Annotated in this window: 17 protein-coding genes and 1 pseudogene; 9 read left to right on the top strand and 9 right to left on the bottom strand. The window is 36.5% G+C overall.

The genetic code is table 11. The annotated features are described in order from the left end of the window. Both Q0252_RS12155 and Q0252_RS12150 read left to right on the top strand, forming a co-directional pair. Complete coding sequence (locus tag Q0252_RS12155) at positions 1–540, top strand: sigma-70 family RNA polymerase sigma factor (protein ID WP_297986731.1); 540 nt, start codon at positions 1–3, stop codon at positions 538–540. Continuing rightward, on the top strand, positions 533–1,204 hold the full coding sequence (locus Q0252_RS12150) for a beta-carotene 15,15'-monooxygenase (protein ID WP_297986728.1): 672 nt from the start codon (positions 533–535) through the stop codon (positions 1,202–1,204). Before Q0252_RS12155 ends, Q0252_RS12150 begins: the two co-directional genes overlap by 8 nt. 105 nt (positions 1,205–1,309) lie before the next feature. On the opposite strand, the gene rpoN is transcribed toward Q0252_RS12150, so the two are convergent. From rpoN to Q0252_RS12135, 3 genes are all read right to left on the bottom strand, one after another. Beyond that, on the bottom strand, positions 1,310–2,788 hold the full coding sequence (gene rpoN, locus Q0252_RS12145; RefSeq protein WP_297986725.1) for an RNA polymerase factor sigma-54: 1,479 nt from the start codon (positions 2,786–2,788) through the stop codon (positions 1,310–1,312). A 97-nt stretch (positions 2,789–2,885) separates the two neighbouring features. Then, positions 2,886–4,334 carry an asparagine--tRNA ligase gene (asnS, locus tag Q0252_RS12140; RefSeq protein WP_297986723.1) on the bottom strand — a complete coding sequence of 483 codons (1,449 nt, stop codon included), beginning with the start codon at positions 4,332–4,334 and terminating at the stop codon, positions 2,886–2,888. A gap of 215 nt (positions 4,335–4,549) precedes the next feature. Next, positions 4,550–4,882: a hypothetical protein gene (locus tag Q0252_RS12135; RefSeq protein WP_297986721.1), complete on the bottom strand. Its 333-nt coding sequence runs from the start codon at positions 4,880–4,882 to the stop codon at positions 4,550–4,552. Positions 4,883–4,921: 39 nt separating this feature from the next. Here Q0252_RS12135 and Q0252_RS12130 point away from each other — a divergent pair, with 39 nt between their 5' ends. Together Q0252_RS12130 and Q0252_RS12125 are read left to right on the top strand one after the other, a co-directional pair. After that, a complete protein-coding gene (locus Q0252_RS12130; protein WP_297986719.1) occupies positions 4,922–5,101 on the top strand; it encodes a DUF5522 domain-containing protein in 180 nt (59 codons plus the stop codon). 6 nt (positions 5,102–5,107) lie between these two features. Beyond that, on the top strand, positions 5,108–5,638 hold the full coding sequence (locus tag Q0252_RS12125; protein WP_297986717.1) for a DUF4136 domain-containing protein: 531 nt from the start codon (positions 5,108–5,110) through the stop codon (positions 5,636–5,638). 241 nt (positions 5,639–5,879) lie between these two features. Here the strand turns inward: Q0252_RS12125 and pafA are convergent, their stop codons facing one another. Further along, the gene (gene pafA / locus Q0252_RS12120) at positions 5,880–7,526 is read right to left on the bottom strand and encodes an alkaline phosphatase PafA (RefSeq protein WP_297986715.1); all 1,647 of its coding nucleotides are present in this window, start codon (positions 7,524–7,526) and stop codon (positions 5,880–5,882) included. 276 nt (positions 7,527–7,802) lie between these two features. Beyond that, complete coding sequence (locus tag Q0252_RS12115; protein ID WP_297986712.1) at positions 7,803–8,729, bottom strand: malate dehydrogenase; 927 nt, start codon at positions 8,727–8,729, stop codon at positions 7,803–7,805. A gap of 213 nt (positions 8,730–8,942) precedes the next feature. On the opposite strand from Q0252_RS12115, the gene epsC reads away from it, so the two are divergent. Continuing rightward, positions 8,943–9,770, top strand: coding sequence for a serine O-acetyltransferase EpsC (epsC, locus tag Q0252_RS12110; protein ID WP_297986710.1), 828 nt, complete (start codon positions 8,943–8,945; stop codon positions 9,768–9,770). Between the two features lie 142 nt (positions 9,771–9,912). Continuing rightward, positions 9,913–10,845 (top strand): cysteine synthase A, encoded by a 933-nt coding sequence (cysK, locus tag Q0252_RS12105; RefSeq protein ID WP_297986707.1) that lies wholly within the window; start codon positions 9,913–9,915, stop codon positions 10,843–10,845. Between the two features lie 106 nt (positions 10,846–10,951). Here the strand turns inward: cysK and Q0252_RS12100 are convergent. Continuing rightward, positions 10,952–11,968, bottom strand: a pseudogene (locus Q0252_RS12100) (nucleoid-associated protein). A 169-nt stretch (positions 11,969–12,137) separates the two neighbouring features. On the opposite strand from Q0252_RS12100, the gene Q0252_RS12095 reads away from it, so the two are divergent. The 3 genes from Q0252_RS12095 to Q0252_RS12085 all read left to right on the top strand — a co-directional run bounded on the left by Q0252_RS12095 (position 12,138) and on the right by Q0252_RS12085 (position 15,345). Beyond that, positions 12,138–13,136: an LLM class flavin-dependent oxidoreductase gene (locus Q0252_RS12095; protein ID WP_297986704.1), complete on the top strand. Its 999-nt coding sequence runs from the start codon at positions 12,138–12,140 to the stop codon at positions 13,134–13,136. Between the two features lie 544 nt (positions 13,137–13,680). Beyond that, on the top strand, positions 13,681–13,959 hold the full coding sequence (locus Q0252_RS12090; RefSeq protein WP_297986700.1) for a hypothetical protein: 279 nt from the start codon (positions 13,681–13,683) through the stop codon (positions 13,957–13,959). A gap of 6 nt (positions 13,960–13,965) precedes the next feature. Continuing rightward, positions 13,966–15,345, top strand: a complete 1,380-nt coding sequence (locus tag Q0252_RS12085; RefSeq protein ID WP_297986697.1) for a hypothetical protein — start codon at positions 13,966–13,968, stop codon at positions 15,343–15,345. 786 nt (positions 15,346–16,131) lie between these two features. Here the strand turns inward: Q0252_RS12085 and Q0252_RS12080 are convergent. The 3 genes from Q0252_RS12080 to Q0252_RS12070 all read right to left on the bottom strand — a co-directional run bounded on the left by Q0252_RS12080 (position 16,132) and on the right by Q0252_RS12070 (position 25,062). Next, positions 16,132–17,421 (bottom strand): DUF3320 domain-containing protein, encoded by a 1,290-nt coding sequence (locus Q0252_RS12080; RefSeq protein ID WP_297986694.1) that lies wholly within the window; start codon positions 17,419–17,421, stop codon positions 16,132–16,134. Between the two features lie 30 nt (positions 17,422–17,451). Next, on the bottom strand, positions 17,452–21,813 hold the full coding sequence (locus Q0252_RS12075) for a DUF4011 domain-containing protein (protein WP_297986692.1): 4,362 nt from the start codon (positions 21,811–21,813) through the stop codon (positions 17,452–17,454). Positions 21,814–22,020: 207 nt separating this feature from the next. Next, complete coding sequence (locus Q0252_RS12070) at positions 22,021–25,062, bottom strand: SbcC/MukB-like Walker B domain-containing protein (RefSeq protein WP_297986690.1); 3,042 nt, start codon at positions 25,060–25,062, stop codon at positions 22,021–22,023.

Here is a 25,062-nt window from a genome sequence, read left to right as displayed (position 1 = left end):
TTGTGGAATCAATTAATTATCTTCGTTTTCGAAAAAATTACCGTGCAAACATCTAAAGAGAAAGAATTTTCGCAGCTTGTGAAAGATAATCAGGGTCTGATTATCAAAGTCTCGCGGCTTTATACGAACTCTCTTGAAGATGAACAGGATCTTTTCCAGGAAATCGTGTTACAATTATGGCGCAGCTACGACTCATTTAAAGGGCAAAGCAAGATTTCCACCTGGATGTACCGTGTCGCACTGAATACTGCCATTACGCTTTTCCGCAAAAAAACGAAATCTCCCCAAACGGATGAACTCATGGATTTTCATCAGAAAAATTTCATGGAAGATGATGATGAAAGACAGCAACAGGTTTCGCTGCTTTATAAAGTGGTGAAAATGCTGCCGAAAGTGGAAAGAGCAATCGTAATGATGTATCTGGACGATTTACCGTACAAAGATATCGCCGAAAACCTTGGTATTTCTGAGGTGAATGCGCGTGTTAAAATGAACCGTTTGAAAAAAACCTTAAAAGAACTAATGGAAAAACATGCCTGAATTCGATATAGACCAGTTTAAAAAAACGTGGCAGGAACAGGAAGTTCAGCCAAAATATAACAGCTCCGAAATTGAAGAAATGCTGAACAAAAAATCGCGGAATTATGTGAAATATATTCTGTGGATTAGCATTGCGGAACTGATTGCAATTTTTCTGATGAATGCTTATTACGTATTTTATGGTGATGACACCACCAGTTTTATGAATATTTTGGAGAAAATCGGCGTGAAGAAAACTTTTGCGGTGGAGAAAAACCTGACTCATCTTTACTTCCTGCTAAAAATATTCAGCATTTTAATGACGGCTGGTTTCGTTTACCTGTTTTTCGACAGTTACCGAAAAATCAATGTGGAAGAAAATCTGAAAAAATTTATCCTTCAGATTATCAAATTTAAAAAAACAGTAAACGCTTTTATCTTCATGAACATTGCCTTACTTGTTCTTTTCACGTTTGTCATCACCGGATTTACTTTATACTTGCTTTCAGAACAACACATTCATATGGATAACTCAACTTTGGCGGGATTTATCACAGGATTTGTTCTGATGGTTTTAATTTGTGTAGCTTTAATTTGGCTGTATTACCGAATTGTTTACGGTATAATTTTGAGGAGATTGGGAAGAAGTTTGGAGCAGTTGAAAAAAATTGAGGAAAATGATTGAAGGTGAAATATCAAAAGTGAATTGTGAATTTCACCTTGTTAAAAAATTGACAATTGACCATTCACTATTGACATAAAAAAATCCGGAAGTTTTCTTCCGGATTTTTTATAATTCTTTTCTGAGTCGCGCAACTGGAATATTAAGCTGTTCGCGGTATTTTGCAATGGTTCTTCTCGCAATATTGTACCCTTTTTCCTTCAGAATTCCCACCAAAGCGTCGTCTGTATAAGGTTTTCTCTTGTTTTCCTTGTCAATCGCTTCCTGAAGATGGGTTTTGATTTCTTTTGTTGAAACCTCTTCACCGTCGTCGTTAGTCAAACTATCAGAGAATAAGTCTTTCAGGTAAACAATTCCGTTTGGCGTATCAGCATATTTGCTTTTTACCACACGCGAAATTGTTGAAATATCAAACCCTGTAATATCTGCAACGTCCTTCAAAATCATTGGTTTTAAAGATTTATCATCTCCGGTAAGGAAATAATTTTTTTGCAGTTTTACAATTGCAGTAATGGTTTGAAGCAGGGTATTCTGTCTTTGATTAATTGCGTCGATATACCATTTTGCGGCATCCAGTTTTTGTTTGATGAACAGCGCGGCCTGTTTGTGATCCGCAGAATTTTTATCGTGAGAATACGTGGAAAGAATATCTTTGTATTCATCTGAAACTCTTAAAGTTGGAGCATTTTTGCTGTTCAATAATGGAATAACTTCCGGTTCTTTTTTTCCGTTTTCTTTAATTTGAATCACAAAATCCGGAATAATTTCCTGATTAATTGTAATCGTTTGTGTATCAAAGTTACCGCCTACTCTTGGAGATAATCTAGAGATTTCGTCCAAGGCATCCTTCAAGTCATCTTCATCAATATCGTATTTCTGGATGATTTTGTTATAGTGCTTATTTGTTAACGCATCAAACTGATTTCTCAAAATATTCGCAGCCAAAGAAACCGCTTTATCTGCGCTAACTTTTTTCTCAATCTGCAGAAGCAAACATTCCTGAAGAGTTCTTGCTCCAACTCCAGCCGGATCTAGTTTCTGAACATAATTTTCCAGAACATCCTGAACTTTTTCTTGGGTAGTATAAATTCCCTGCGAAAAAGCCAAATCGTCCACAATAGATTTCAGTTCTCTTCTTAGATAACCGTCTGGATCAAGGTTTCCGATGATATATTCTGCAATTTTGAGTTCGTCTTCATCAATGTTGATTAAGCGAATCTGCTCAATTAAATAATCGTATAAAGTTTGACCTTCAGTTAAAAGACTTTCGTTATCGAATTCTTCGTCGTCTGCGGAATAATTACTGGAAGCTGTTTTGTAAGAAGGCTCGTCATCAAAAAGATATTCATTAACATCGAAATCTGTTTCAATACTTTCGGAACCTTCATCTTCATAGCTGTCTCCAATTTCATCGTAGCTTTCTTCCTTGCCGTCTTCGGTAACTTTTTCCAAAGCCGGATTTTCCTCCAACTCGCGCTCCAGTTCTTCTTCAAACTCCAAAGTATGGAGCTGAATCAGTTTCATCAACTGAATTTGCTGTGGCGCCAGCTTTTGGCCAAGTTTAAGCTGTAGGTTCTGTTTTAGCATTCTTTTCTCTTCTTCTTTTTCTAAATCTCGCGAACAAAAATAGGCGGATTTTGATTTTTTAAATTATAAGTTTTGTTAAATTTATTATAAAATTTATCTAAAACTCCGCATTCTTCGGCGTTCTCGGGAAAGGAATTACGTCGCGAATGTTCGTCATACCCGTTACGAAAAGTACCAATCTTTCCAAGCCAAGACCGAAACCTGCGTGAGGAACTGAACCGAATTTTCTGGTATCCAAATACCACCATAATTCGTGTTCGTCAACATGCATTTCTGCCATTTTTTCTTTCAGAACTGTTAATTTTTCCTCTCTTTGCGAACCACCGATAATTTCGCCGATTCCCGGGAACAGAACGTCCATTGCAGCAACCGTTTTCTGATCTTCATTCAAACGCATATAGAAGGCTTTGATGTCTTTTGGATAATCGAAAAGAACTACCGGACTTTCGAAATGTTTTTCCACCAAAAATCTTTCGTGTTCCGACTGTAAATCTGCACCCCAAGCTTCAATTGGGAACTGGAATTTTCCTTTTTTATTTTCTTTGGAGTTCATCAAAATTTCAATAGCTTCTGTGTAAGAAACTCTTTTGAATCTTTTCTGAATAACATTCTGCAATTTTTCGATTAAGCCTTCTTTTGCTCTGTCTTTTTCCGGTTTTTGCTTTTGTTCTTCCTCGAAACGCTTGTCTAAGAATTCCAAATCGTCTTTGCAATTTTGAAGAACATAATTAATCACATATTTCAGGAAATTTTCCGCTAAATCGATATTGTCTTCCAAATTATTGAAAGCCACTTCCGGTTCCACCATCCAAAACTCTGCAAGGTGACGCGTTGTATTCGAATTTTCTGCACGGAACGTTGGTCCGAAAGTATATACTCTTCCCAATCCCATTGCAGCAGTTTCTGCTTCCAACTGTCCGGAAACCGTTAAATTGGTTTTCTTACCAAAGAAATCCTGTTCGAAATCGATATCGCCGTTTTCGTCACGCGGAATCTGATTTAAATCGAAATTGGTTACGCCAAACATTTCTCCGGCTCCTTCTGCATCGGCTCCGGTAATAATTGGTGTATTGATATAGAAAAACTGATTTTGATTAAAAAATTGATGAATCGCAAAACTCACCGCACTTCTCACTCTGAAAACCGCACCAAAAAGATTGGTACGGAATCTTAGATGCGCCTGTTCACGAAGCACTTCCAAAGAGTGTTTCTTTGGCTGAAGAATAGTTTTGTCTCTTTCCTCGGTGAAATTATCTCCAAGAATCTGAATCTTTTTCGCAATAATTTCGATATTCTGTCCGGAACCTTGGCTTTCCACCACTTCTCCTACAATTTTTAGGGAAGCTGCAGTGCTGATATTTTTGATGGTTACTTCATCGAAGTTTTCGAAATCTACTACAACCTGCAAATTGTTGATGGTAGAACCGTCGTTCAAAGCGATAAATCTGTTCGAACGGAATGCGCGAACCCAGCCTTGAATGGTAACGTCGTGATGAAGTAATTTTTTATAATCGGTTAATAAATCGTTGATTGTTTTCTTTTCCATAAAATCTTAATCGTAACGGCAAAGGTAAGTTTTTTTGGCGTAATTTTTGTGGAAAAGAAACGGTTTTTTGACGCTAAAACCGCCTTGTGTAAAGCATACGGAAACCGCGCTCCGGCTTGAACGGAGCTCTTTTTACAAATTTTTTATACGGAAATAGCTTTGGCAAAATTTTGTAAAAAAGCGGGAGTGGAAGACGGAAAAAGGCGCCCAAAGAATTATTCTGAAATGTATTTCCAAAAACTCCACAATTTGCGCGTTTCAAGGTAGTTTAAATCTTCTTCCTGCGCGTAAGCTTCGCGTTCAAAAGAAATGTATTTGTAGGCCAAAAAACTGTCGTTGAGGCGGAAATACCAATAATAATATTCGATGACGTACCAAAGGTAAAAGAAGACGATTAAAAGCTCTAATTGCTGACGCAGATGTATTTTTTCGTGATTAATGAGCACAATGTTAGTGCGGTGTTCCGGTTTCCGCAGCAGAATAAAGGGAAAAAGTGTAATGCCGTTAATTTTTGTATTTTTGAGTAGTTTTTGGCACACGATTATCATATAAACAAAATTAAAAAAATTTTGATTGCAATTTAACTTATGCAAAATTCTGAAATCAAAGAAAATGAAGACTTTTATTATAACGAGCAAGGTTATAAAGTTTTTACAGAAAAATTCCACCTGAAGCGCGGCTATTGCTGCAAAAGTGGCTGTAAACACTGTCCGTACGGTTATGATAAAAAGACCGATACCTTCATTAAAAAACAGATTAAAAAATAAAAAACAATGAAAAAATATTTTTTCCTTCTTTTGGCTTCGGCTACTTTGGGATTAACTTCATGCAGCCCGTTTCAAGTACAGTCGGACTACGCTGAAACTGCCAATTTTAACGCCTACAAAACTTATAAATTAAGAATTGACGACCTTAAACTGAACGACATCGATAAAGACAGAGTGTTGAACGAAGTTTCGAAACAGCTTCAGACAAAAGGTTTACAGTCGGGGGAAAATCCTGATTTGATTGTGAATGTGAAAGCAAACCACAAAAAAATTCAGGATGTACAATCCAACAGACCTTTCGGAATGTACGGTTGGGGTGGACCTTTCGGTTGGGGTGTCGGCATGAACAGAACCTGGACTTCCAATTACAACCAAGGCGCTTTGATTTTGGATTTGATTGATGCAAGAACGCAGAAATTGGTTTGGCAGGGAAGCGGAAGCGGAATTTCTGTAGATTCTCCGAGAGCGAAACAAAAGCAGATTCCGGAAATTGTTGCTGAAATTATGGCTAATTACCCTCCACAAAAAGGGAAATAGTTTTATTTAATAATGAATGTATTGAATCGCCGCGGCTTTGCCGCGGCGATTTTTTTTGGTTACAATTGCCAAGAATGCACGAATTATTGCAAATGAGAAATATAGTTTGAAAATGGCTTTAAAAACAATTCTGCGCGCCGCAGGCGCGCGACAAAAGAAGCATATCAAATAATACCAAAATTAAAAAATTCGGGCGCGGCTTTGCCGCGCCCGAATTAATATCTTCAAAAAATTCAGTAAATTATTTTCCTAAAACTTCAGTAATAGGATTTCCGATATTTCCTGATGGAAACTGAATTTTCAATAATGCTGAAAGTGTTGGAGCAATGTCCGTCATATTGTAATCCGCATTGCTTTCGCCGTGTTTAATTCCCCATCCCATAAAAATTAACGGAATGTGCGAATCGTAAGAATTCCAAACACTGTGCGTTGTCCCGGTTTTTGCGTAAGGTGGCAGCATAGAATCATGGGAAATCAACTGAATATCTCCGCTTCTTTGCCAATTATAACCATTAATAATTCTGGTTTTAATAGGTTCCGGAATTGGAGCCTGACCTAATTTTTTAAGATTGACAGCATATAAAACACTTTGGTCTTTGTTTAGTTCATCCACTAAATAATCAACAACATTGGCTTCATCCAATTTATTTTGTTTAATGACGTTTTGGTCAAGATAAATTTGGTAATTGTCGATGGAAGTTAAAAGGTTTTCTACACCGTATTTATCTTTGTAAACTTTGTTCAGACTTTTTTCTGCACCCTCACCAAAAAATCCGGTTGCCATTTTATGTTCTTCCATAAAACCTTGTGCATGAGCTCCACCGTGGTCTGCTGAAAGGAAAACTGTGTACTGATTCTTCCCAACTTTGGCATCAAGATATTTGAAAAACTCTGCCAAATCTTTGTCCAGTCTTAAATATACATCCTCTACTTCAATAGAATTCGGGCCAAATTTATGACCTGCATAATCCGTTGATGCAATATTGATGGCTAAAATATCTGTAATGTTATCTTTTCCTAAACTTTCGCCTTCTAAAGAAGCTTTTGCCACTTCAAGTGTTAAAGTATTTCCGAAAGGCGTGTAACGGATATTGTCCTTTTTTGAAGCGTAATCTGCAGCTAAATTACTGTAAGGAAATGTTGGTGTTTTTGCACTCCCTAACAGACCCTCCCATGAAGAATTATCCGGCGAACTTTCTGTGTACTGATTAATTGGCAATAAAGTACTCCAACCATTGGCTACCAATTTATCCGGTAAATTTTGAGCATTAAAATTTTTCATCCATTGCGGCAAATCGTTCATATAGTAAGAACTTGTTACGAAATTTCCGGTGGAATCATCAAACCAATATGCTCCGGTTGGATTGTGTCCTGCAGGAAGAATGGAAGCTCTGTCTTTCAAAGAAACACCCACTACTTTTCCCTGGAAATTGGTGGCCATTCTGAGTTCATCTGTAATGGTTGTGCTCCACAAATTTTTTGGAGAGTGGCTTCCAACTTTTGCGTTAGTTGTTCCCACAGGTTTTACGGATTCGTCTGTGGTACAGTAAACGTTTTTCCCGGTCTTTCTGTCGAACCAATCGTTTCCGGCAATTCCGTGGATGGAAGGAACGGAACCTGTATAAATTGAGGTGTGGCCTAAAGCCGTAACGGTAGGAACATAATTAATATGAACATTGTTCAAAGAATATCCCTGATTCAACAATCGTTTGAAACCATCGTTACCAAATTTGTCGTAATAACGGTAGAGGTAATCCCAACGCATTTGGTCGACAACAAGACCGACAACGAGTTTTGGTCTTTCGAGTTGAGTGCTCTTATTTTTTTGAGCATTAAGTGATAATGCTGAAAGCGCTAATAATCCTAAGATTTGTATTTTTCTGAACATAATTTTTAAGATTTATTCACGATTTTATTATTTTTTGGAGTTCGTGATTGCTCCGCAATTCAGATTTAATTTTTTCTGAGACAAAAGTAATGAAATAAACATTTCTTTGAATGAACCTACTGTTAAACTTTTCCCGAAATGCGCCCCGACTTGAGCGGAGCTCTTTTTGTGAAGCGCAGCGGAACAAAAAAGCGGGAGCGGAAGGCGGAGAATGGCGCCCAAATAAAAAAGAACGCACCAAAAGGTACGTTCCTGTATTTATTATTGACGAAATTATTATACCTTCAGATCACCATTTACTTCTCTTACCGCTTTTGCAGCTTCTGCGAATTTTGCTTTTTCAGCTTCTGTAAGTTCGATTTCTACGATTTTTTCGACACCGTTTTTACCGATAATCGCCGGAACTCCAAGACAGATGTCGCTTTCGCCATATTCGCCGTTCAACATCAAAGAACAAGGAATCATTTTCTTTTGGTCGCAAGCGATGGACTGTACCATTACGGAAACCGCTGCACCTGGAGCATACCAAGCAGAAGTTCCCAGAAGTTTGGTAAGTGTTGCACCACCAACTTTGGTTTCTTCGATAACGTAGTTTTGTGTTTCCTCGTTCAAAAATGCAGAAACCGGAACTCCGTTTCTTGTTGCTTTGCTCATCAAAGGAAGCATTCCGGTGTCGCTGTGTGCGGCAATTACCATTCCGTCTACATCAGAAATTGGTGCTTCTAAAGCTTCCGCCAATCTGTATTTGAAACGTGCACTGTCCAAAGCTCCACCCATACCGATGATTCTTTCTTTCGGTAATCCTGAAGTTTTGTGAACCAAATACGCCATGGTATCCATTGGGTTTGAAACCACGATGATGATTACGTTTGGAGAGTTTTTTACTAAATTTTCAGTTACTTCTTTTACGATTCCAGCGTTGATTCCAATCAATTCTTCACGCGTCATTCCCGGTTTTCTTGGGATACCTGAAGTGATAACGGCAACATCCGAACCTGCAGTTTTGCTGTAATCTCCGGTTGTTCCTGTAATTTTGGTATCGAAACCATTCAAAGATGCAGTCTGCATCAAATCCATCGCTTTACCTTCGGCAAAACCTTCTTTAATATCCACCAAAACTACTTCCGAACAGAAGTTTTTCATTGCGATGTACTCTGCACAAGAAGCTCCTACTGCTCCTGCTCCAACTACGGTAACTTTCATATACTTTTGATTTTAAATTTTGAATTTTTGATTTTAAATTTGTAGAAGTCCAAATTTACGAATAACTACAATTTTAGACAATTGAAGCCTGAAATTTTTTATTAATTTTCCGTGAACTGATTTAAAATATTAAATAGCGTCATTGAATTTTCTTAACATAAATCAATCTCTTATCCGTTTTTTGTTCGCTACATTTGTATAAACAATTTTGTAATGGAGTTTGATTTCAGGGAACATTTGCACGAAGGTTATCACCGCAGAAGATTTGATATTCAGAAGAAAAAGATTGAAAATTTTATTGATGAATTTTTTCATTTCGTCTTCTTATTGGATTATCACCGATGTTCCACGAAGAATGAAATCGGAATCCGTCTTGATGGGTTTAAGGCTGAATTTTCTGAAATTCTGAAATCTGTTTCCAACGAAAATCTGAACACTGAAAATTTAGCTGAACACTTTTTTGAAACGTTTCCAAAAATTTATCTTGAACTTGAAAACGATGCAAAAGCTTTGTTGAAAAACGACCCTGCTGCAACTGATATAGAAGAAATTTATTACGCATATCCAGGATTTTACGCTATTGCTATTTTCAGGTTCGCGCATGAACTTCACTTGAAAAACGTTCCGCTAATTCCAAGAATTTGGACTGAATTTGCGCATAGCAAAACCGGAATCGACATTCATCCCGGCGCAGAAATTGGAAAAAATTTCTTTATCGACCATGGAACCGGAATTGTGATTGGCGAAACAACCGTGATTGGCGATAATGTAAAACTCTATCAAGGGGTGACTTTGGGAGCACTTTCAGTTTCAAAAGATATTGCGAACACTAAACGTCATCCAAACATTGAAGATAACGTCACCATTTATTCCAACGCTACTATTTTAGGTGGAGAAACAGTCATTGGTGAAGGTAGTTTGATTGGCGGAAATGTTTGGATAACCTCAAGCATCCCTGCAAATTCTGTGGTTTATCATAAAGGACAGGTTATTATGAAGAATAAAAATCCTCAAAACGAACCCATTAATTATTTTATTTAAAAAGCGCTTCGAGAACCTCAGTGTGACAAAAGTTGTTCAATTTTGACGAAGTCAAAAATTTTTGCGCCTTAAAAACATAGAAAAATAAAAAATATTCATTGCGCCTTTGCGTTAAAATTAAAAGACAAAAACATTAAAAAATATGAAAGCAAACACAATATTAGAAACTATCGGCAAAACGCCATTGGTAAAAATCAACAAAATTTTTGGCGGTGATTATGAAGTTTGGATGAAGCTCGAAAAACAAAATCCGGGTGGAAGCATTAAAGACAGAATCGCTTTGGCCATGATTGAAAAAGCTGAAAAAGAAGGCTTAATTAATAAAGATACCCTCATCATCGAGCCCACTTCAGGAAATACCGGTGTCGGTTTGGCGATGGTTTGTGCCGTGAAAGGTTACAAATTAGTTCTCGTGATGCCTGAAAGCATGAGTGTGGAACGCAGAAAACTGATGTCTTCTTACGGAGCAGAATTCGTTTTGACGCCAAGAGAAAACGGAACCGGGGGAGCGGTAAAAAAAGCTACTGAAATGGTTGCAGAAATTGAAAACTCGTGGATGCCGCAACAATTTGAAAATTTGGCCAATCCCGAAATTCACGCTGCAACGACGGCACAAGAAATTACTTCCGACTTCGAAGGAAATTTCGATTACTTAATTACAGGTGTCGGAACAGGTGGTCACATTAGTGGTGTTTCAAAAATTCTAAAAGAAAAAAATCCTAACCTGAAATCTTTTGCTGTTGAACCTACTGCTTCTCCGGTAATTTCGGGCGGAAATCCCGGTCCGCATCCTTTGCAGGGAATTGGCGCAGGTTTTATTCCGAAAACTTTGGATACCGAAATATTGGACGGAACGATTCAGGTGGAAAAAGACGAAGCTTACGAATACACAAAACGTCTTGCGCAGGAAGAAGGAATTTTGGCCGGAGTTTCTACAGGGGCTTCAGTTGCCGCGATTGCGAAGAAACTCAACGAAATTCCGAAAGGTTCAAAAATTTTGACTTTCAATTACGATACTGGTGAAAGATATTGGTCTGTTGAAGGTTTATTTGAAGAGAAAGAATTTAAAATGTAAATATAAAATCCCGATTGTTTCGGGATTTTTTGTTGATATGAATGCAAGAATAATTCTCTCACAGATTTCTCGGATTACGCAGATAATCTAGCAATCGTGGCAAAAATTAATCTTCTTTATCGAAGTAAAGTCTATAGAATTTCCCTTTTTCGTCCTGTCCGGTTTCAATCATTTTACGGTCGCCGTGAACTTAAATGTGGAAATTTTTGTCAAGTTTGATGATTGATTTGAAATAACGCTGGTTTTTTTTCACTGCAGCTGTGTTAATCGGGAAACTTTCTTCAATGGAAACCTGCATATCCTGTTCATAATCGGATTTGAAATTCCCGAAACTTTCAATAACATGTTCGTCCTGAAGCACTTCTTTCGTAAATTCATCGTAATCAAACTGTTCTTTTTCCTTGAAAAAATTGATGGATTTATTCAAAAAATCGGCTTGGTCGGCTTTGGAAACTTCAAACTCTGTGGGAAGTTGTTTTGTGATATAATCTTTATACACCTGCAAAGTTTCCTGCGTATGGAAATATTCATCAGTTCTTTGGCGAACTTTCAGGAAATCTTCAAACCAATAATATTCATCACCGTTTTTATTATTATCTACCACAGAAACTGCAAATCCCGTTTCTTTGAAATTATTATAAATCAAACAACCTTTATCCAGTTTTGACAGTCCGATTCCGTAATCTTTTTCAATTTCAAAGGTTTCGTTTTGAGGGAAAATTTTGAGGAATGGGTTTTTGTTTTCGGTTTTAAAAATTCCGATTTTGTCAATTTTATTTCCGTCTGCATTTTCTTCCCCTTCAAAATAACAAATAAACACTTCCCCACTTTGAACACGTGGATTTTCGGCAACTTCATACAGATGTTTTGCAATGGTTTCGCTTTCCCAAACGAATTTTTGTTGGTCTTCAAAAATTTCAGAAACCGCAGAATACACCGGATTATTCACCAAATAGGTATCGCTGTAAAACTGAAACTGTTCTTCAGATTTGAAGGATTTCAGGAAAAAATCGGATAACAGTTCTTTCATATCTTCTTCCAGTTGCAGTTCTTCTGAAGAAAGAATCAGCGCCTCCTGATTGATACGGTTTCCTACTCTGTGAACAATGATTTTGGTGAGCATTTTTTAAAAAATTTAGCGATGCTAAGATAAAGTTTTGAACCCTTTTCGCAAAAGTAAAAAACTATTTTTATCAACACTTTCTTATTATAAGAATGCATATAATAGAAACAATCGAACGATTTTTTAAAGTTTAAAATCTTAATTTCTGTAAAATTGTAAAAAATAAAAAATGAAACTCTCTATACTGGATCAAGGACCAATTTCACAAGGACAATCTCCACAACAGGCACTGGAAAATATGCGTGAAGCCGTTCAATTGGCGGACAAACTTGGCTATCATCGTTTTTGGTTTGCAGAACATCATAATACAGAAGTTTTTGCCAGTTCAGCTCCTGAAATTTCGATGGCACATCTTTCTGCTTTAACAAAAAATATTCGTTTAGGTTCTGGTGGAACGATGATGATGCATTATTCCCCTTACAAAATGGCGGAAATTTTCAAAACTTTGTCGGCATATGCTCCCGGAAAAATTGATTTTGGCGCAGGAAGAGCTCCTGGAGGAGACGGAAAATCTATTTTGGCACTTTCGGAAGGAAAAGACACGAGATTTCAGGATTTATATAAAAAACTGTCGGAAACTTTACATCTGCTGAAAGACGAAAACGGCGAAGAGTATTACAACCACAATGTTATTGCCCATCCAATAAATATCGTTTTGCCGGAAGTTTTTCTTTTAGGTTCCACCGGAAATTCTGCCATGGAAGCCGGAAAAATGGGTTTAAGTTACGGCTACGTTCAGTTTTTTACCGGAACTATAGACCGTAATATTTTTGACGTTTACCGCGAAAATTTTCAACCGTCTGAATTTCAAAAAGTACCCAATGTTTTAGCGTGTTATATGGTAACTGTTGCGGAAACTAAAGAAGAAGCCGATTTTCAGGCTCGTGTTTCGGATATTACCAGAATGCAGCTTCATACCGGACAAAGAATCCGCAGAATTTCTCCTGAAGAAGCACAAACTTTTCCTTTAACCGATGCTGAAAGACTTTTCATCGAGCAAGGTTCAAACTGGCACATTCGAGGAGAAATTAATGAAGTGGTTGAAAGATTAAAACACGAAAAGGAAATCTACGGTTTTGATGAACTGATGATTTGTACGACTCCTTTTGCGCAGGATTTTAAACTTAAAGAATATGAATTGTTGGCGAAAGGATTTGGACTGAGTTAAAAACAATTATGAAATTGGATAAAATTGGCGACTTTGAGATATGGTTGTCGTAAGATTTTCTTAGCCCGTCTCTTTTCTTTAATGAAAAGCAACTATGTTTTTCCGAAATTTTCATCTGTAAATGTACCCGCTATTTACAAAAACAGCTTTTGAAACACAGAATATATAATTTTTAATTAATTTTTCTGAATTTTTATAATTAATAAAAATGTTTAAATTTGTAAGCATAAACAATATATAAAATAAACCAAATTAATGAAAAAAATTATCTGCCTTGTTGGGATTCTATCTGCGCTTTATGCTCATGCACAGGTAGGAATCAACACTACATCGCCATCCACTAATTTCCGGTGACGAACTGAAAGCCAAGGATGCTAACTATAGTACTAATCAGCATGCTACTTTAGTTTATGTTACCAGCATTCCGACGACTACATCTCCAAAAACTTCCAACATTAAATCACCGGGATTTTATTACTATGATAACACCATCAGCAAATGGGTAGGCGCTTTTCGAAATAACAATTTCCCAAAATTTTTCTACATGCCATCGGTATTGGTAAACACATCCACTTTGGGAGCAAAATCGATGGATTTGTATAATTTGTACTACAATCAGTTTAATTCTCCACCAGTAAAAAGCTCCGGATCGGTAGGAAGTATTCCTACTCTTCCAAAAAATGAACTGGAATATTATGTTACCTATTACGATACTTCTCTGATGAACAATGTATCTATAACTGCTGATGGCGTAATGTCATACAACGTGATAGGGAACGCTTCTGATGCAAGTTTTATGAATATTGTATTTGTGGTAAAATAACCGATGATGATGAAGCAATTTTATAAAACCTTTTGTGGGGCTCTACTGTTCAGTTCCGGAATGGTTCTCGCTCAGTTTACCATTACCAATACCCTAAAAACAAATGACGCTACCGGATTAAAAATTGGAGATAACGCGACCCTTACAGCGGCCACAGGAGTTGATCCCAACGGAAGTGGTTGGCTGCGGCTTACCAACAGTTCACCTAGCCAAAGAGGTTACATGTACGTACAAGAGTCGTTTCCTACAAGCTTGGGTATTATTGCTGATTTTGAATATGTGTCTTGGAGATCTTCAAATGATAGTTACTTAGGTGCTGACGGACTTTCTTTATTTCTTTTTGACGGAAGTATCACTGATGCCAACTTCAAATTGGGAGGATACGGTGGATCTTTAGGTTATGCCAACAATAGCAATACCACGGGCCTAAGTGGAGGATATATCGGTGTAGGTTTTGATGAATACGGAAATTTCGCTCGTGCAGCAGAAGGCAGGAACGGAGGAACCTCTGGTATGGTCCCAAATGCAATTGTACTGCGTGGGCCAACCTCAGCAACGCCTAATGCATCAAACCCTTATTTAACCCACACTGAATTGGGCGACAGAACAGGAGGAGCTAATGCCATAAGAGCCCGGGATGAAATTGATTACAATACCATTGTAGCTTCACGACCATCTCCTACTGCTTTCTACAGAAGGGTGCAAGTTTACGTTACAAAATCCGGAAATGATTATTTAATCAACGTAAAGTGGAGAAAACAAAACGAAACCACCTTCACCGAGGTACTCAATTATACAATGAGTGGTACCACTTACCCACTGCCACCTACCTTAAAGTTAGGCTTTGCTGCTTCGACTGGCGGAGGATTTAATTTCCATGAAATCCGAAATGTCTTACTGACAACGCCGGGAAACCTTCGTGTGGACAGCGGATCCAATTCTGCATCACTGTGTAACGATATAAAAGAGAACCCTGTTACTTTTCAAATTGAAGTAACAAACGATACGGCAGCAAATCTAAATAATATTGATTATACCAATCAGATACAGGATGCGGCAGGAAATCTTTTAGATATCACCAAATTTAAAATTACAAGCTTGTCAACTACTGGATTTACAAGTTCCAACTTGCCAACAAGCAATTTTACTTCCAACAGTATTACTGGTAAGTTAGGTTTGGCAAGCAATTCTTCAGGAATTATCACGATCACTGGGAACTACTATAAAAGATCCATTCCAACCAATCAGAGTTTCAAAAGTGTTTCTACGGTAAACAGTACCGAAATTACAGACACCGATCTCACGAACAATACTGCAACCACTGTCGTGTTTGCGCGAAAATGCAGCATTATTACAAACCCATCGCTGCCTTCTTATAATAAATAAAAATAAGCACAATAGCATATTGAAATGAAACTGTCTCAAAATCGAGTCAGTTTTTTTTTTGACAAAAAAAGGGAAGGTGGAAAAGTGGTTGGTTGATTATCTTTAAAAAGAACAATAAGTGCACCGGTTTGACGAACTGACAGTCCGTACAATTTCAATTTGCACAGGATTTAAAACTGAAAGAATATGAAATGTTGGCGAAAGGATTCGTACTGGGTTAAAAACAATTATAACATTGTATAAAATTGGCAACTTTGGGATCTGTATTTCCGTAACTTACAATTCTTACATCCAAAGGAACATTTCTGAACTTTTCCACTGAAATCCTGAAGGCTTCCAAAATCCAGGATACTTCATTGCCAAAAACCCCATGGATAATTATTTCATTAAAAATACAAAAAATCCCCACCAAAGTGGGGACTTTCAATTATCTTATGAACATCTTCAATGTTCTGCCATTTAATCTCTATGAAAAATTATTTCACCTCTTCAAAAATGAACATGTATAGTAGTCAATTAGTTACAATTTTTATGGTACAAATATGATTGATAAAAATCGGTCAAAAATTTTGCAATTTGTGAAGTAACACACTATACATCATCCGTTTACGACCAAAAATAATAAAATTTATTCATTTTATCAAAAAACAGGGTTTTGTTCAATAAAAATGGATGTTCATTGACATTAAACGGGTGAAATTATTGAATATTTTGGTTGTTTTAATTGCTATAATCATAAATATGCAATCCTCGTCAAAATAAAAAAATTAATTTCACACTCCTTTGTTAATTACTCGCAATCTTCACCCTACTTCCATCTATCTCTGCCACTTTTTTTTCTACGGCAAATTTGATTGCATTATCCATCAAGGTTTCAATTTGCATACCCATTTTAGAGTAGCCAAATGTTCGAGTGAGATATCGCATTAAATCGGTTTTTTCAATACTCAAATTATTGATTAATATTTCTTCTAATGCTATTAAAACCTCTTCGGGTGCAATGTCTTCTACTGACCGCTTTTCAATATCATTATTTCGGTAAAATGTGCAGTAAAAATCGGAATTATCTATCCAATAAAAATCTTGATGATGAGTACTTTTTTTAATATTAGTTTCATCAATAATCTCTTGTAAATATCTGTCCAATTTTGCTCCTACTCTGCTTGTATTCCACACATTTAATAATCTTCTGTAAAGTAAATTTTTACTAATCGGGGATTCCGTATTTACAATTTGGTTAATCTGTGAGCGAAGTAAGTTTCTGTTTCCAAAATCGTAAATGGTCTCACTATTTGCATTGGGAACAAGATCTAAAACCGTTGCGACATACTCTTGTTTTTTGTTTGCGTGAACCGCTTCTGCACCATGAGAAGTATTTTGAACTGCGGCTTCTTCAACTTCGAAATGTTCAATATCAGATGGGATTATTTCTTCCTCCTTAAAATTGTCTTCTGAAATCGACTGGACTTTTTCTTTGATTTCGTTCAAAATCCTATCACTGTTTTCGTACCAATCCATTGTCCAAATCCTATGGATTTTCCAACCCAATGCAGACAATACGGATGGCATTACCATTTCCCTGTCGTTGCTGGTTTTCGCTTCAAGATAATAATACCCGTCTATTAAAATTGCAAGTATATATTGTGCGGGATTTTTGGGGTTTACAATTCCAATATCCACCTTAAAGTCGGAAGTTCCAATATTAGTCTTTGCTTCTAAACCAATGTCATTGAGTTTTGTCGCAATACTGTTAGCCAATGATTTTCTATTTGAGACACTCTGTTCATCAGCATTTATTGGTAAATGTCCTTTTTCAGCAAAATTCAGGAAAGCCTTTAAGCCGGCAACACCTTCTGCAGATGTTCTTGCCAAATCAATTTGTTCGGATTTCAAAGTAGAAAAAACGTGCATTTCATAACGCGAGCGTGTAACCGCAACATTCAGCCTGCGCCAACCTCCATTTCTGTTTAACGGACCAAAATTCATACTTACTTTTCCATTTTCATCGGCACCGTAACCGATGGAAAAAAGGATAAAATCCCGTTCATCACCTTGTACATTTTCAAGGTTTTTCACAAAAAGTGGTTCTTCAGATTCGGTTGCCCATCATTCCAATTCCGTATTTTTTGAATAAACCTCTAGCAATTTTTCTTCAATAAGGTTTTGCTGGGTTTGGCTAAATGTTACGATTCCGATACTTCTTTTTCTATTTTCTGGATTGGCGTAATGTGCTTCGACAAATTTCACGATTGCATCTGCCTCAAAACGGTTGGTTCTGGTTTTGCCTTTATCGTAAAATCCAGAAATCTCGTGGAATTTCACTTGTTTATCTAAATCATCGTGTGAAGGGAAAGTTAATAGTTTATTTTCGTAATAATTGGAATTACTAAAGGCAATCAAACTTTCGTGCTTGCTGCGGTAATGTCTCAATAAATATTTGGACGGAATGGATAGCGACAGCGCATCATCAAGAATGCTTTCCATATCCTCAATATCTATATTTTCTTCATCAATTTTTATCGTACTGAAGAAAGAAGTTGGCGGCATTTGCTTTGGATCTCCAACAATAATTGCCTGTTTAGCTCTGGCTAACGAACTTACCGCCTCAAATGTTGGCAACTGTGATGCTTCATCAAAAATGAGCAAATCAAATAACTCGTGATTTACATCAAAATATTGTGCAACCGAAATCGGGCTCATCAACATACAGGGTACAAGCCTTGGCAGCAATGTCGGAATCTGATCAAACAGTTTTCTGATGCTGGTTCCTCTTCCTCGGTTTTTGATATTCCGCTGCAATATTCCAATTTCCGAACTTTGTATCGCTTCTAAAGTGGGATTGGGCAATCTTGCGGAAAGGTCTGCTTTCAAATCGTTTAATGTAAGCACCCGATAATTAGTGGCTATTTTTTTGTATTGCTCTATTTTCGAATTAAACAGTGATGCATTGAATAAATTCAAAGACTCGTGTGCAGAAATAACCTCTTTGGCAACAGAACGATTTACTGTATAATGAAAATAATCCAAACAATTTCTTTTGGTAAATTTATTTTGAAGGTAAGCATCTGTAAACCAATTCAATTGAAGTTCATTACCTTTTTCCACCAACTGCACATACAAAATCCAATCTTTAAGATTGGGCAAATGGAGATTAATTTCATTTAATTGCTGTTGAACTCCTTTAATCCAGTTTTCACTTTCTACAAAATTGATTTTCGAAATTTCATATAAATTCCTTGCTTCATTTTGATATTCAACAACCGACTGTTTAAATGAAAGATAAATTTCACGGTTTTTATCTTTCAGTTCGGACAAGTTTGCAATTTGATTTTCCGAAAGAAATTTGCACCATTGATGAATCATTTCCACTCCCCAAGTATTGCAGAGTTGGATGATTTTTGAAGACTGATGGCTTATTCTACTAATTAATCTTATATCAGTTTGCTCATCTTTATACAAGTTTTTCAAAGTTGATTTCACAATAGAAAATCTATCTTGCTGCACCAAACGAATATTTTCTGAATATTGATGATAGTCCCTAAAAAGATTTAACACTTCTCTATTATCTTTTACAGGATTTTTTCGATAAAGTGAAATCGTTTTCTTGAGTTTGTTTTTTTGTAGCCATTTTGGAAGAAACCAAGTTTGTTCTGCTTTTTTCCATAGCATTTCCCACTCGAAGATATTTTGGTCTAAAACATTTCGTTGGTAATTGTTTAGAATTGAATTTAATGATTTCTGATAGTCTTCAAATACGCTTTTCCATTCATCAAAAACATCTGCATTTTCTTTTTTGGAAAGGAACTGGAGCAATTCCAACGGAACATCTTCAGCAACTTCAACCTCAGCAATAAGTTTCACAAAATTTGTCCAGTTTTCTTTTTCTAAAACCGATGCAGGGTAATAACTACTAAAAACTGCAGATTCTGTTGCTGTTTGCAATTTGGAAAGTATCTGAGAAAGTGAAGTAGATTTTGCTGCAATTTTCTCTGTTAAATCATAAGAATACTCCTTAATGTCCAGATTTCGCAGCGGATTTTCGTTAGGATGAATTAGTATATTTATCAACGAATGATACTGATGCAACCAATCTTTCCACTGTAGCCATTTTTCTTCATCTACATTTTTTAGGACATCTTCAGGCACTGCATCTTTTGAAAGATTCTGACCATCAAAAAGTTCAATATTCACGATACTTTCATACAAAGACCAGCCAATTTTTTGCTTTTGATGCAAAACTGAAACATAGCCATTCAAATCTTTTTTAGCGACATCAAGTCGCATAGATTCTCTGGAAAATTGAGTATCGGGCAAAGTTCGTTGCGCTTGAAGAGACCGTTCTAACTGCGCAAGAATGTCTGATTTTTTTGCTTTGTTGGAGTGTAATTCTAATGTAAAATTTCCAAGCCCAATTTGTTCCAGTCTACGGTGTACTACATCCAATGCTGCTTTTTTGGCAGCAACGAACAGAACTCGCTTTCCACGGTGCAATGCATCTGCAATGATATTGGTAATCGTCTGCGATTTTCCTGTTCCAGGAGGACCGTGCAAGATAAATGTATTTCCTTTTTGTGCAGAAAGTACCGCTTCCATTTGCGATACATCTGTTGGAATTGCTAGCGTGATGCTTTCTGCTGGAATATCGTCGTATTCCTGATCCTCATTTTCTAACTTAGGCGTAAACGCAAGTTTTCCGTCCACAAGACTCTTCACCATATCGCTTTTCAACAACTTTTCCTGATTGGACACAATGTCTTTCCATAAAATAAGTTTGCTAAAGGAAAAATTCCCTAAAACCACCTGCTCTTCAACATCCCAACCTTCCATCTGCATAATTGCTCGGCGTAAAATCCCCATAACTTTTGCAACATCAACACCTTTTTCATCATAAGGCAAGTTTTCCAGCGATTGTATGTTGAGTTCGTACTCCTGCCGAAGAAATTCAAGCAAGGTTATATTGATCATCGTTTCTTCTTCCCTGCTTCTTAAAGTAAAATTACTGTTTACGGATCTACGGCTAATCTCAACCGGCATCAGTAGAATAGGAGCAAATCTTGGCTGTGTTGGTGTTTTTCGGTCATACCATTTCAATAAACCAACAGCGAGATAAAGTGTGCTGGAACCATTTTCATCAATGGCCTGTTTCGCATTTTTGTGGATATAAGACAAAATGCTTTCTAAATCCTGACGGTGATAATGTGTATGTAGTTTGAAGTATTTCAAATCTTCATTTGCCATCTGATAAAGAGGCGACGACTGATGTAATGGTTGTGTAAAAAGATTGTATTTTCTTAATATTTCTGCTTTAGGATTAGGCTGAATTGTGAATGTTTTTCCCTCCCACAATACATCCTCCAAATCGTTGATATTAATATCAACCAATTGCAGCATATTTCTTGTTATCCGAAGATTGAGCAAATTGTTCCGTAGGGATAAATCAAGAAGTTTTCGCTCCCAAATTTTCTGCTTGGTCGTTACTACCGTACCACTCTGCAACTCATCCGCATAAATTTTTCCAATTTCAAAATCGGTTTGCATGCGTTCTGCCTCCAACTGTTCAATTTTTTCTTCATCAATCTCAATCCTGTTAGATTCTGCAACCAGTGGCAAAGGTCGAATCCGGAAAGTTCTAGCCCTTTTCAAATCAATCGAAACAAGAAAATCTTCCTTCTCAACCAACTGAGATTCCCCCAAATTCAACGCTTCTCCAAATACAATATTATTTCCTTTGCAAATACTCGTTGCTTCCCAAGCGGCAATTTCTCGAATTCCTTTCGAAATTCTTTTTGTAATTGCAGATTTATCATCGTTTATTGTTTCCGAAAACCGGTCGTCATTCAGCCAACAACCTACAAAAGCATGTCCACGAACGATTATGACAATCGGATTTAAATCAACCGCCTCCAAACACGCAGCAAAAAGTAAACTTAAATCGATGCAGTTTCCAAATTTTTCGTTTTGCAAAGTATTGAGCAACCGTAATCTTTGCCCCGTGATTTCATAACCTGGAGGTAGTGAACTATAGACAATTTGCTCATTTTGAACCGCAGTATAAATTGCCGAAACTATTTGCAATACTCGCTCCGGATCGTTGCTTTGATATCCTTCAAAAGCTGTCGACAAACCTTCTTTTTCAAGAATTTCTATGGCTTTTCTTTTTATTTTATAAACATAAGGATGGTTTGGCGTGATATAAGATGCTATCAGTTCCGGCAAAATTTCAAAACCTCCAAAATACTCAATAGGATGAACATCTAAATTCCAGTTTTCAGAGAAAATTATTTCTTCATTTTGGACAATTTCTATTTTTATAATCGCTGTTTCCGTTTCGGAAATGGTATTAAAAAAATCTCTGTTTATCTTAAGTTGCTCCAACGGAATTTTCACTTCTGAATTAGCAGGAATTTCATTTACCTTAAAACAGAACCGCTCCATTACAGGAAGATCCGAAGTGATATTCAATTCCAAGTTTTCCTTGGGCTCATCTGATGAATTTAGGACAAAAATCGAGCGAATCGGCTTGATTTGATTGAGATAAAGAGAAATGTTGAGAAAGGGAAAAAGCTCTTTCCTAATACTAATTTGAGTCATAGTTTTGCGGGAAAAATTAGTTTTTGAAGTTAGTGTTTTTTTGCGGAATGAGAAAGTTATTGAAGAGCTGGAATACGAAATTACTTAAACCATTTCAATCAAACTTCCTCGTTCTGCATCTTTGGTAATGGAAAGCGAAACAGGAATTTTTTCCTTCAGTTCTTCCACATGAGAAATGATGCCGACAATTCGATTTTCTTTCTGTAAGTTCATTAATGTCTCGAAAACAATATTCACAGATTCCTGATCTTGGGTTCCGAAACCTTCGTCTATAAAAAAGAAATTTCGGTCGGCTTTTGCATGACTCTGCACACTTTCAGCCAAAGCCAAGGCAAGCGAAAGCGAAACCTGAAAAGATTGCCCTCCCGACAAAGTTTTTACACTGCGCGATTTACCGTCGTTTAAGTAATCTATAATTTCGAAATCGTTGCTTTCGTTGACACGCAAACTGAGTTGATTTCTCGTCATTTTGTGAAAGCGTTCATTGGCGTTGTCGCACAAATTGCCGAGGTAAATGGAAGAAACATATTCTACAAATCCAGAACCTTTGAAGAGATTAATCATTTTGGATAAGTTTAATGCCCGTTTTTCCAGCGCCTCTTTTTTGTCCAGATGTTCTTTCATTTTTTGCAACTCGCCTTTTTGACGGCTCAATTCGGCTTCTTTTTGAATGACTACTCTATTTGCCTCATCTACATTTTTACTTGCTTCGTTGAATTTCGTTTCTGATGCGGAAAACTCTTCTTCGCTGAATGACAAATCTTTCAACTTCTTCTCTAATTCAGCGATAGATGACTTCAAAATACCATACGCGATATTGAAATTTTTGATTTTTTCATTATTGGCGCTTACATCAGTTGTTTTTGATAAGGTATTTGAAATAAATTCTTCACTTTCAATTTGATGGTCACTTATTAATTGCAAAATTTGATCTTGAACTGATGTTTTCTCTCCATCAAATCTTTTTACATCATCTTCCAAAGTGTTTTTCCTTGTTTCGGAAGCCGTTATTTTGGGTAGAATTTCCTTTTTGGAGTTTTCAAGTTCGAGCAAATCTTTTTCTAATTGATTGTTTTTAGCAAGATTTTGATTGAATAAATCTTGGACTTCCACCAAAGTTTTTTCTTTGAAATCTTGAAGTTTAAGAAGTTGAATTTGAGAACTATTTTGTGCAATCTGTCCTTGAATTCGACCAATTTTAATGTCAATATCTTTGGTAGCATCGGTAATTTCCTGAAGTTTTATGTCTGTATCTTTCAGGTCTTCTCTGTTTTTTTTGATTGCTTTTTGTCGGGTTGAAATTTCCTTTTGATTATTGTTTGATAAATCTCTCGCAGCCATAAAATTGTCTTCGTTTTCAGCATCAAACTGTTTCCATATAAAGGTTTCTTTATGTTTATTCAGTTCCTTTTCCGTTTCGCCATATTTTTCTTTGGCAATATTGAACTGCTCCTGATAAAACCTTCGGTCATGAAAAATCTTGTCCACTTTCTTTTCCAAATATGCCAATTTTGTTTCATCATTTTCCAGATTTTCAAAATCCGTTTTCAAAGATGCTTTTTCTGCCGTTAAATCTTCTATTTCGATAATTTTCGGGTGTTCATCGGATCCGCAAAGTGGACACGCTTCGCCATTGTGCAAGTGCTCAGCGTATTTTGAAAGTTGAGTTCGCAAATCAAAATTTGATTTGCGAAGATTCATCGTTTCCCGACGTTCCTTTAGTTTATCTTTTTCCGAATCGAAATTTATTTCCACTTTTTTGGGATCAATTTCAAGAATTTCGAGTTCTCTGTTAAGCCGAAGAATTTCATCTTTGCGCGATTTTCCATCGTTTTTAAGTTTAATCAAATCATCCTGAAAGTTATTTCGTGCGCTGAACCAGTTGTTTATCACCAGCAAAAGTTCGGCATCCAGAATATTTTTGTTTAATTCATTGATTTCGCTTTCTGTGTTTTCAATGTTTTTTTCTAAATCTACTTTCTTTTTAAGTAAATCAGGTTGATTTTCCAGTTTTGCTTTTTTGTCGGACTCTAAATCACTTTCCTCTTTTTCCAATCTTTTAATTTCGATTATTTTCTGCAATTCCACCTCCTCTGTTCTTTTCGTGGGAAGGTTTTCGAAATCTTGTTTTAAAGCATCAAGTTGCATGGTTATTTTTTCAAGTTCTTTGTTTAAATTCCCCAAATTTTCTGTTTCAGCAGTCAGCAAACCATTTTTTTCATCATATTCTTTTTTAGTCCGCTTTCTGTCTTCAAATTTCTGAAAAAATATTTTGTGGATTTTCTCGTATTCGGCAGTTTCTTTCGTCAGTTCATCTATTGCTATTTTTTCTTCGTTCTTAACACCCAATTCGTTTTGCTTTGTTTCAAGCTTATTAAAATCGTCTTTCAAAGTTTTAAGTTTGGTAAAATGCTCTGAAATTGGTTTGAGAACAACCTGAAATTCTTTTAGATTTTTTTTATCCCTATCTAAATCTTCATGCAAAAGATCAATATTTTCCTGACTAATTCCTTCAAAACCTGCCAATGTTCCCATCAATACATCAAGAGCAGATTTGTTGTCATCGTTTAATTTACTTGCTTTGTGATAGAAGTCGAATTTTTCGAGTTCGGGATAAATTTCCTTCATCATTTTGGTTCGGTCCGTTGCGCCCAATTCTATAAATTCTTTAAACTGACCTTGCGGAATAATGATGGTTCTTTTGAAATTCGTATAACTTAAATTGATGATTCTGGCAGCGTCGGTATGAGCCAAAGGAATGAAATTACCATCTATTTTTTCATAAAAAGTGGGGGTTTGGGTTTTTACATCGTCAAATTTTTTGCTGTTTCTTCTAAAATCTCTGATAATTCTAAAAATTCTGTTTTCAAAATTGATGAAATCAAATTCAATAAAAGATTTCGATGATTTCAGGTTCATCATATTGTAGGCTCTATTATCTCTTTTGTTCATGCGTTCGGTTTCGCCATAAAGTGCAAAAGTAATCGCTTCTAAAATCGACGATTTTCCAGAGCCAACAGAGCCAAAAACACCGAAAAGACCTGCATCTGTGAGTGATGTGAAATCGATAGTCTGCTTTTCCTGATAAGAATACAGACCTTCTATGGTTAATTTTAATGGAATCAT

It is taken from the genome of uncultured Chryseobacterium sp. (assembly GCF_936933875.1).
GTDB lineage: Bacteria > Bacteroidota > Bacteroidia > Flavobacteriales > Weeksellaceae > CAKZIK01.
Note: the sequence above shows the minus strand (reverse complement) of the source record. Positions and strands in the feature narration are given on the sequence as shown.

Bases quoted from the DNA above. Each gene is read 5' to 3' on its own strand.
- cysK (WP_297986707.1), top strand. From the start codon at position 9,913: ATGAAAGCAAACACAATATTAGAAACTATCGGCAAAACGCCATTGGTA.
- Q0252_RS12115 (WP_297986712.1), bottom strand. From the start codon at position 8,729: ATGAAAGTTACCGTAGTTGGAGCAGGAGCAGTAGGAGCTTCTTGTGCA.
- pafA (WP_297986715.1), bottom strand. From the start codon at position 7,526: ATGTTCAGAAAAATACAAATCTTAGGATTATTAGCGCTTTCAGCATTA.
- rpoN (WP_297986725.1), bottom strand. From the start codon at position 2,788: ATGCTAAAACAGAACCTACAGCTTAAACTTGGCCAAAAGCTGGCGCCA.
- asnS (WP_297986723.1), bottom strand. From the start codon at position 4,334: ATGGAAAAGAAAACAATCAACGATTTATTAACCGATTATAAAAAATTA.
- Q0252_RS12135 (WP_297986721.1), bottom strand. From the start codon at position 4,882: ATGATAATCGTGTGCCAAAAACTACTCAAAAATACAAAAATTAACGGC.
- Q0252_RS12130 (WP_297986719.1), top strand. From the start codon at position 4,922: ATGCAAAATTCTGAAATCAAAGAAAATGAAGACTTTTATTATAACGAG.
- Q0252_RS12085 (WP_297986697.1), top strand. From the start codon at position 13,966: ATGATGAAGCAATTTTATAAAACCTTTTGTGGGGCTCTACTGTTCAGT.
- epsC (WP_297986710.1), top strand. From the start codon at position 8,943: ATGGAGTTTGATTTCAGGGAACATTTGCACGAAGGTTATCACCGCAGA.
- Q0252_RS12070 (WP_297986690.1), bottom strand. From the start codon at position 25,062: ATGATTCCATTAAAATTAACCATAGAAGGTCTGTATTCTTATCAGGAA.
- Q0252_RS12095 (WP_297986704.1), top strand. From the start codon at position 12,138: ATGAAACTCTCTATACTGGATCAAGGACCAATTTCACAAGGACAATCT.
- Q0252_RS12125 (WP_297986717.1), top strand. From the start codon at position 5,108: ATGAAAAAATATTTTTTCCTTCTTTTGGCTTCGGCTACTTTGGGATTA.
- Q0252_RS12090 (WP_297986700.1), top strand. From the start codon at position 13,681: ATGCCATCGGTATTGGTAAACACATCCACTTTGGGAGCAAAATCGATG.
- Q0252_RS12150 (WP_297986728.1), top strand. From the start codon at position 533: ATGCCTGAATTCGATATAGACCAGTTTAAAAAAACGTGGCAGGAACAG.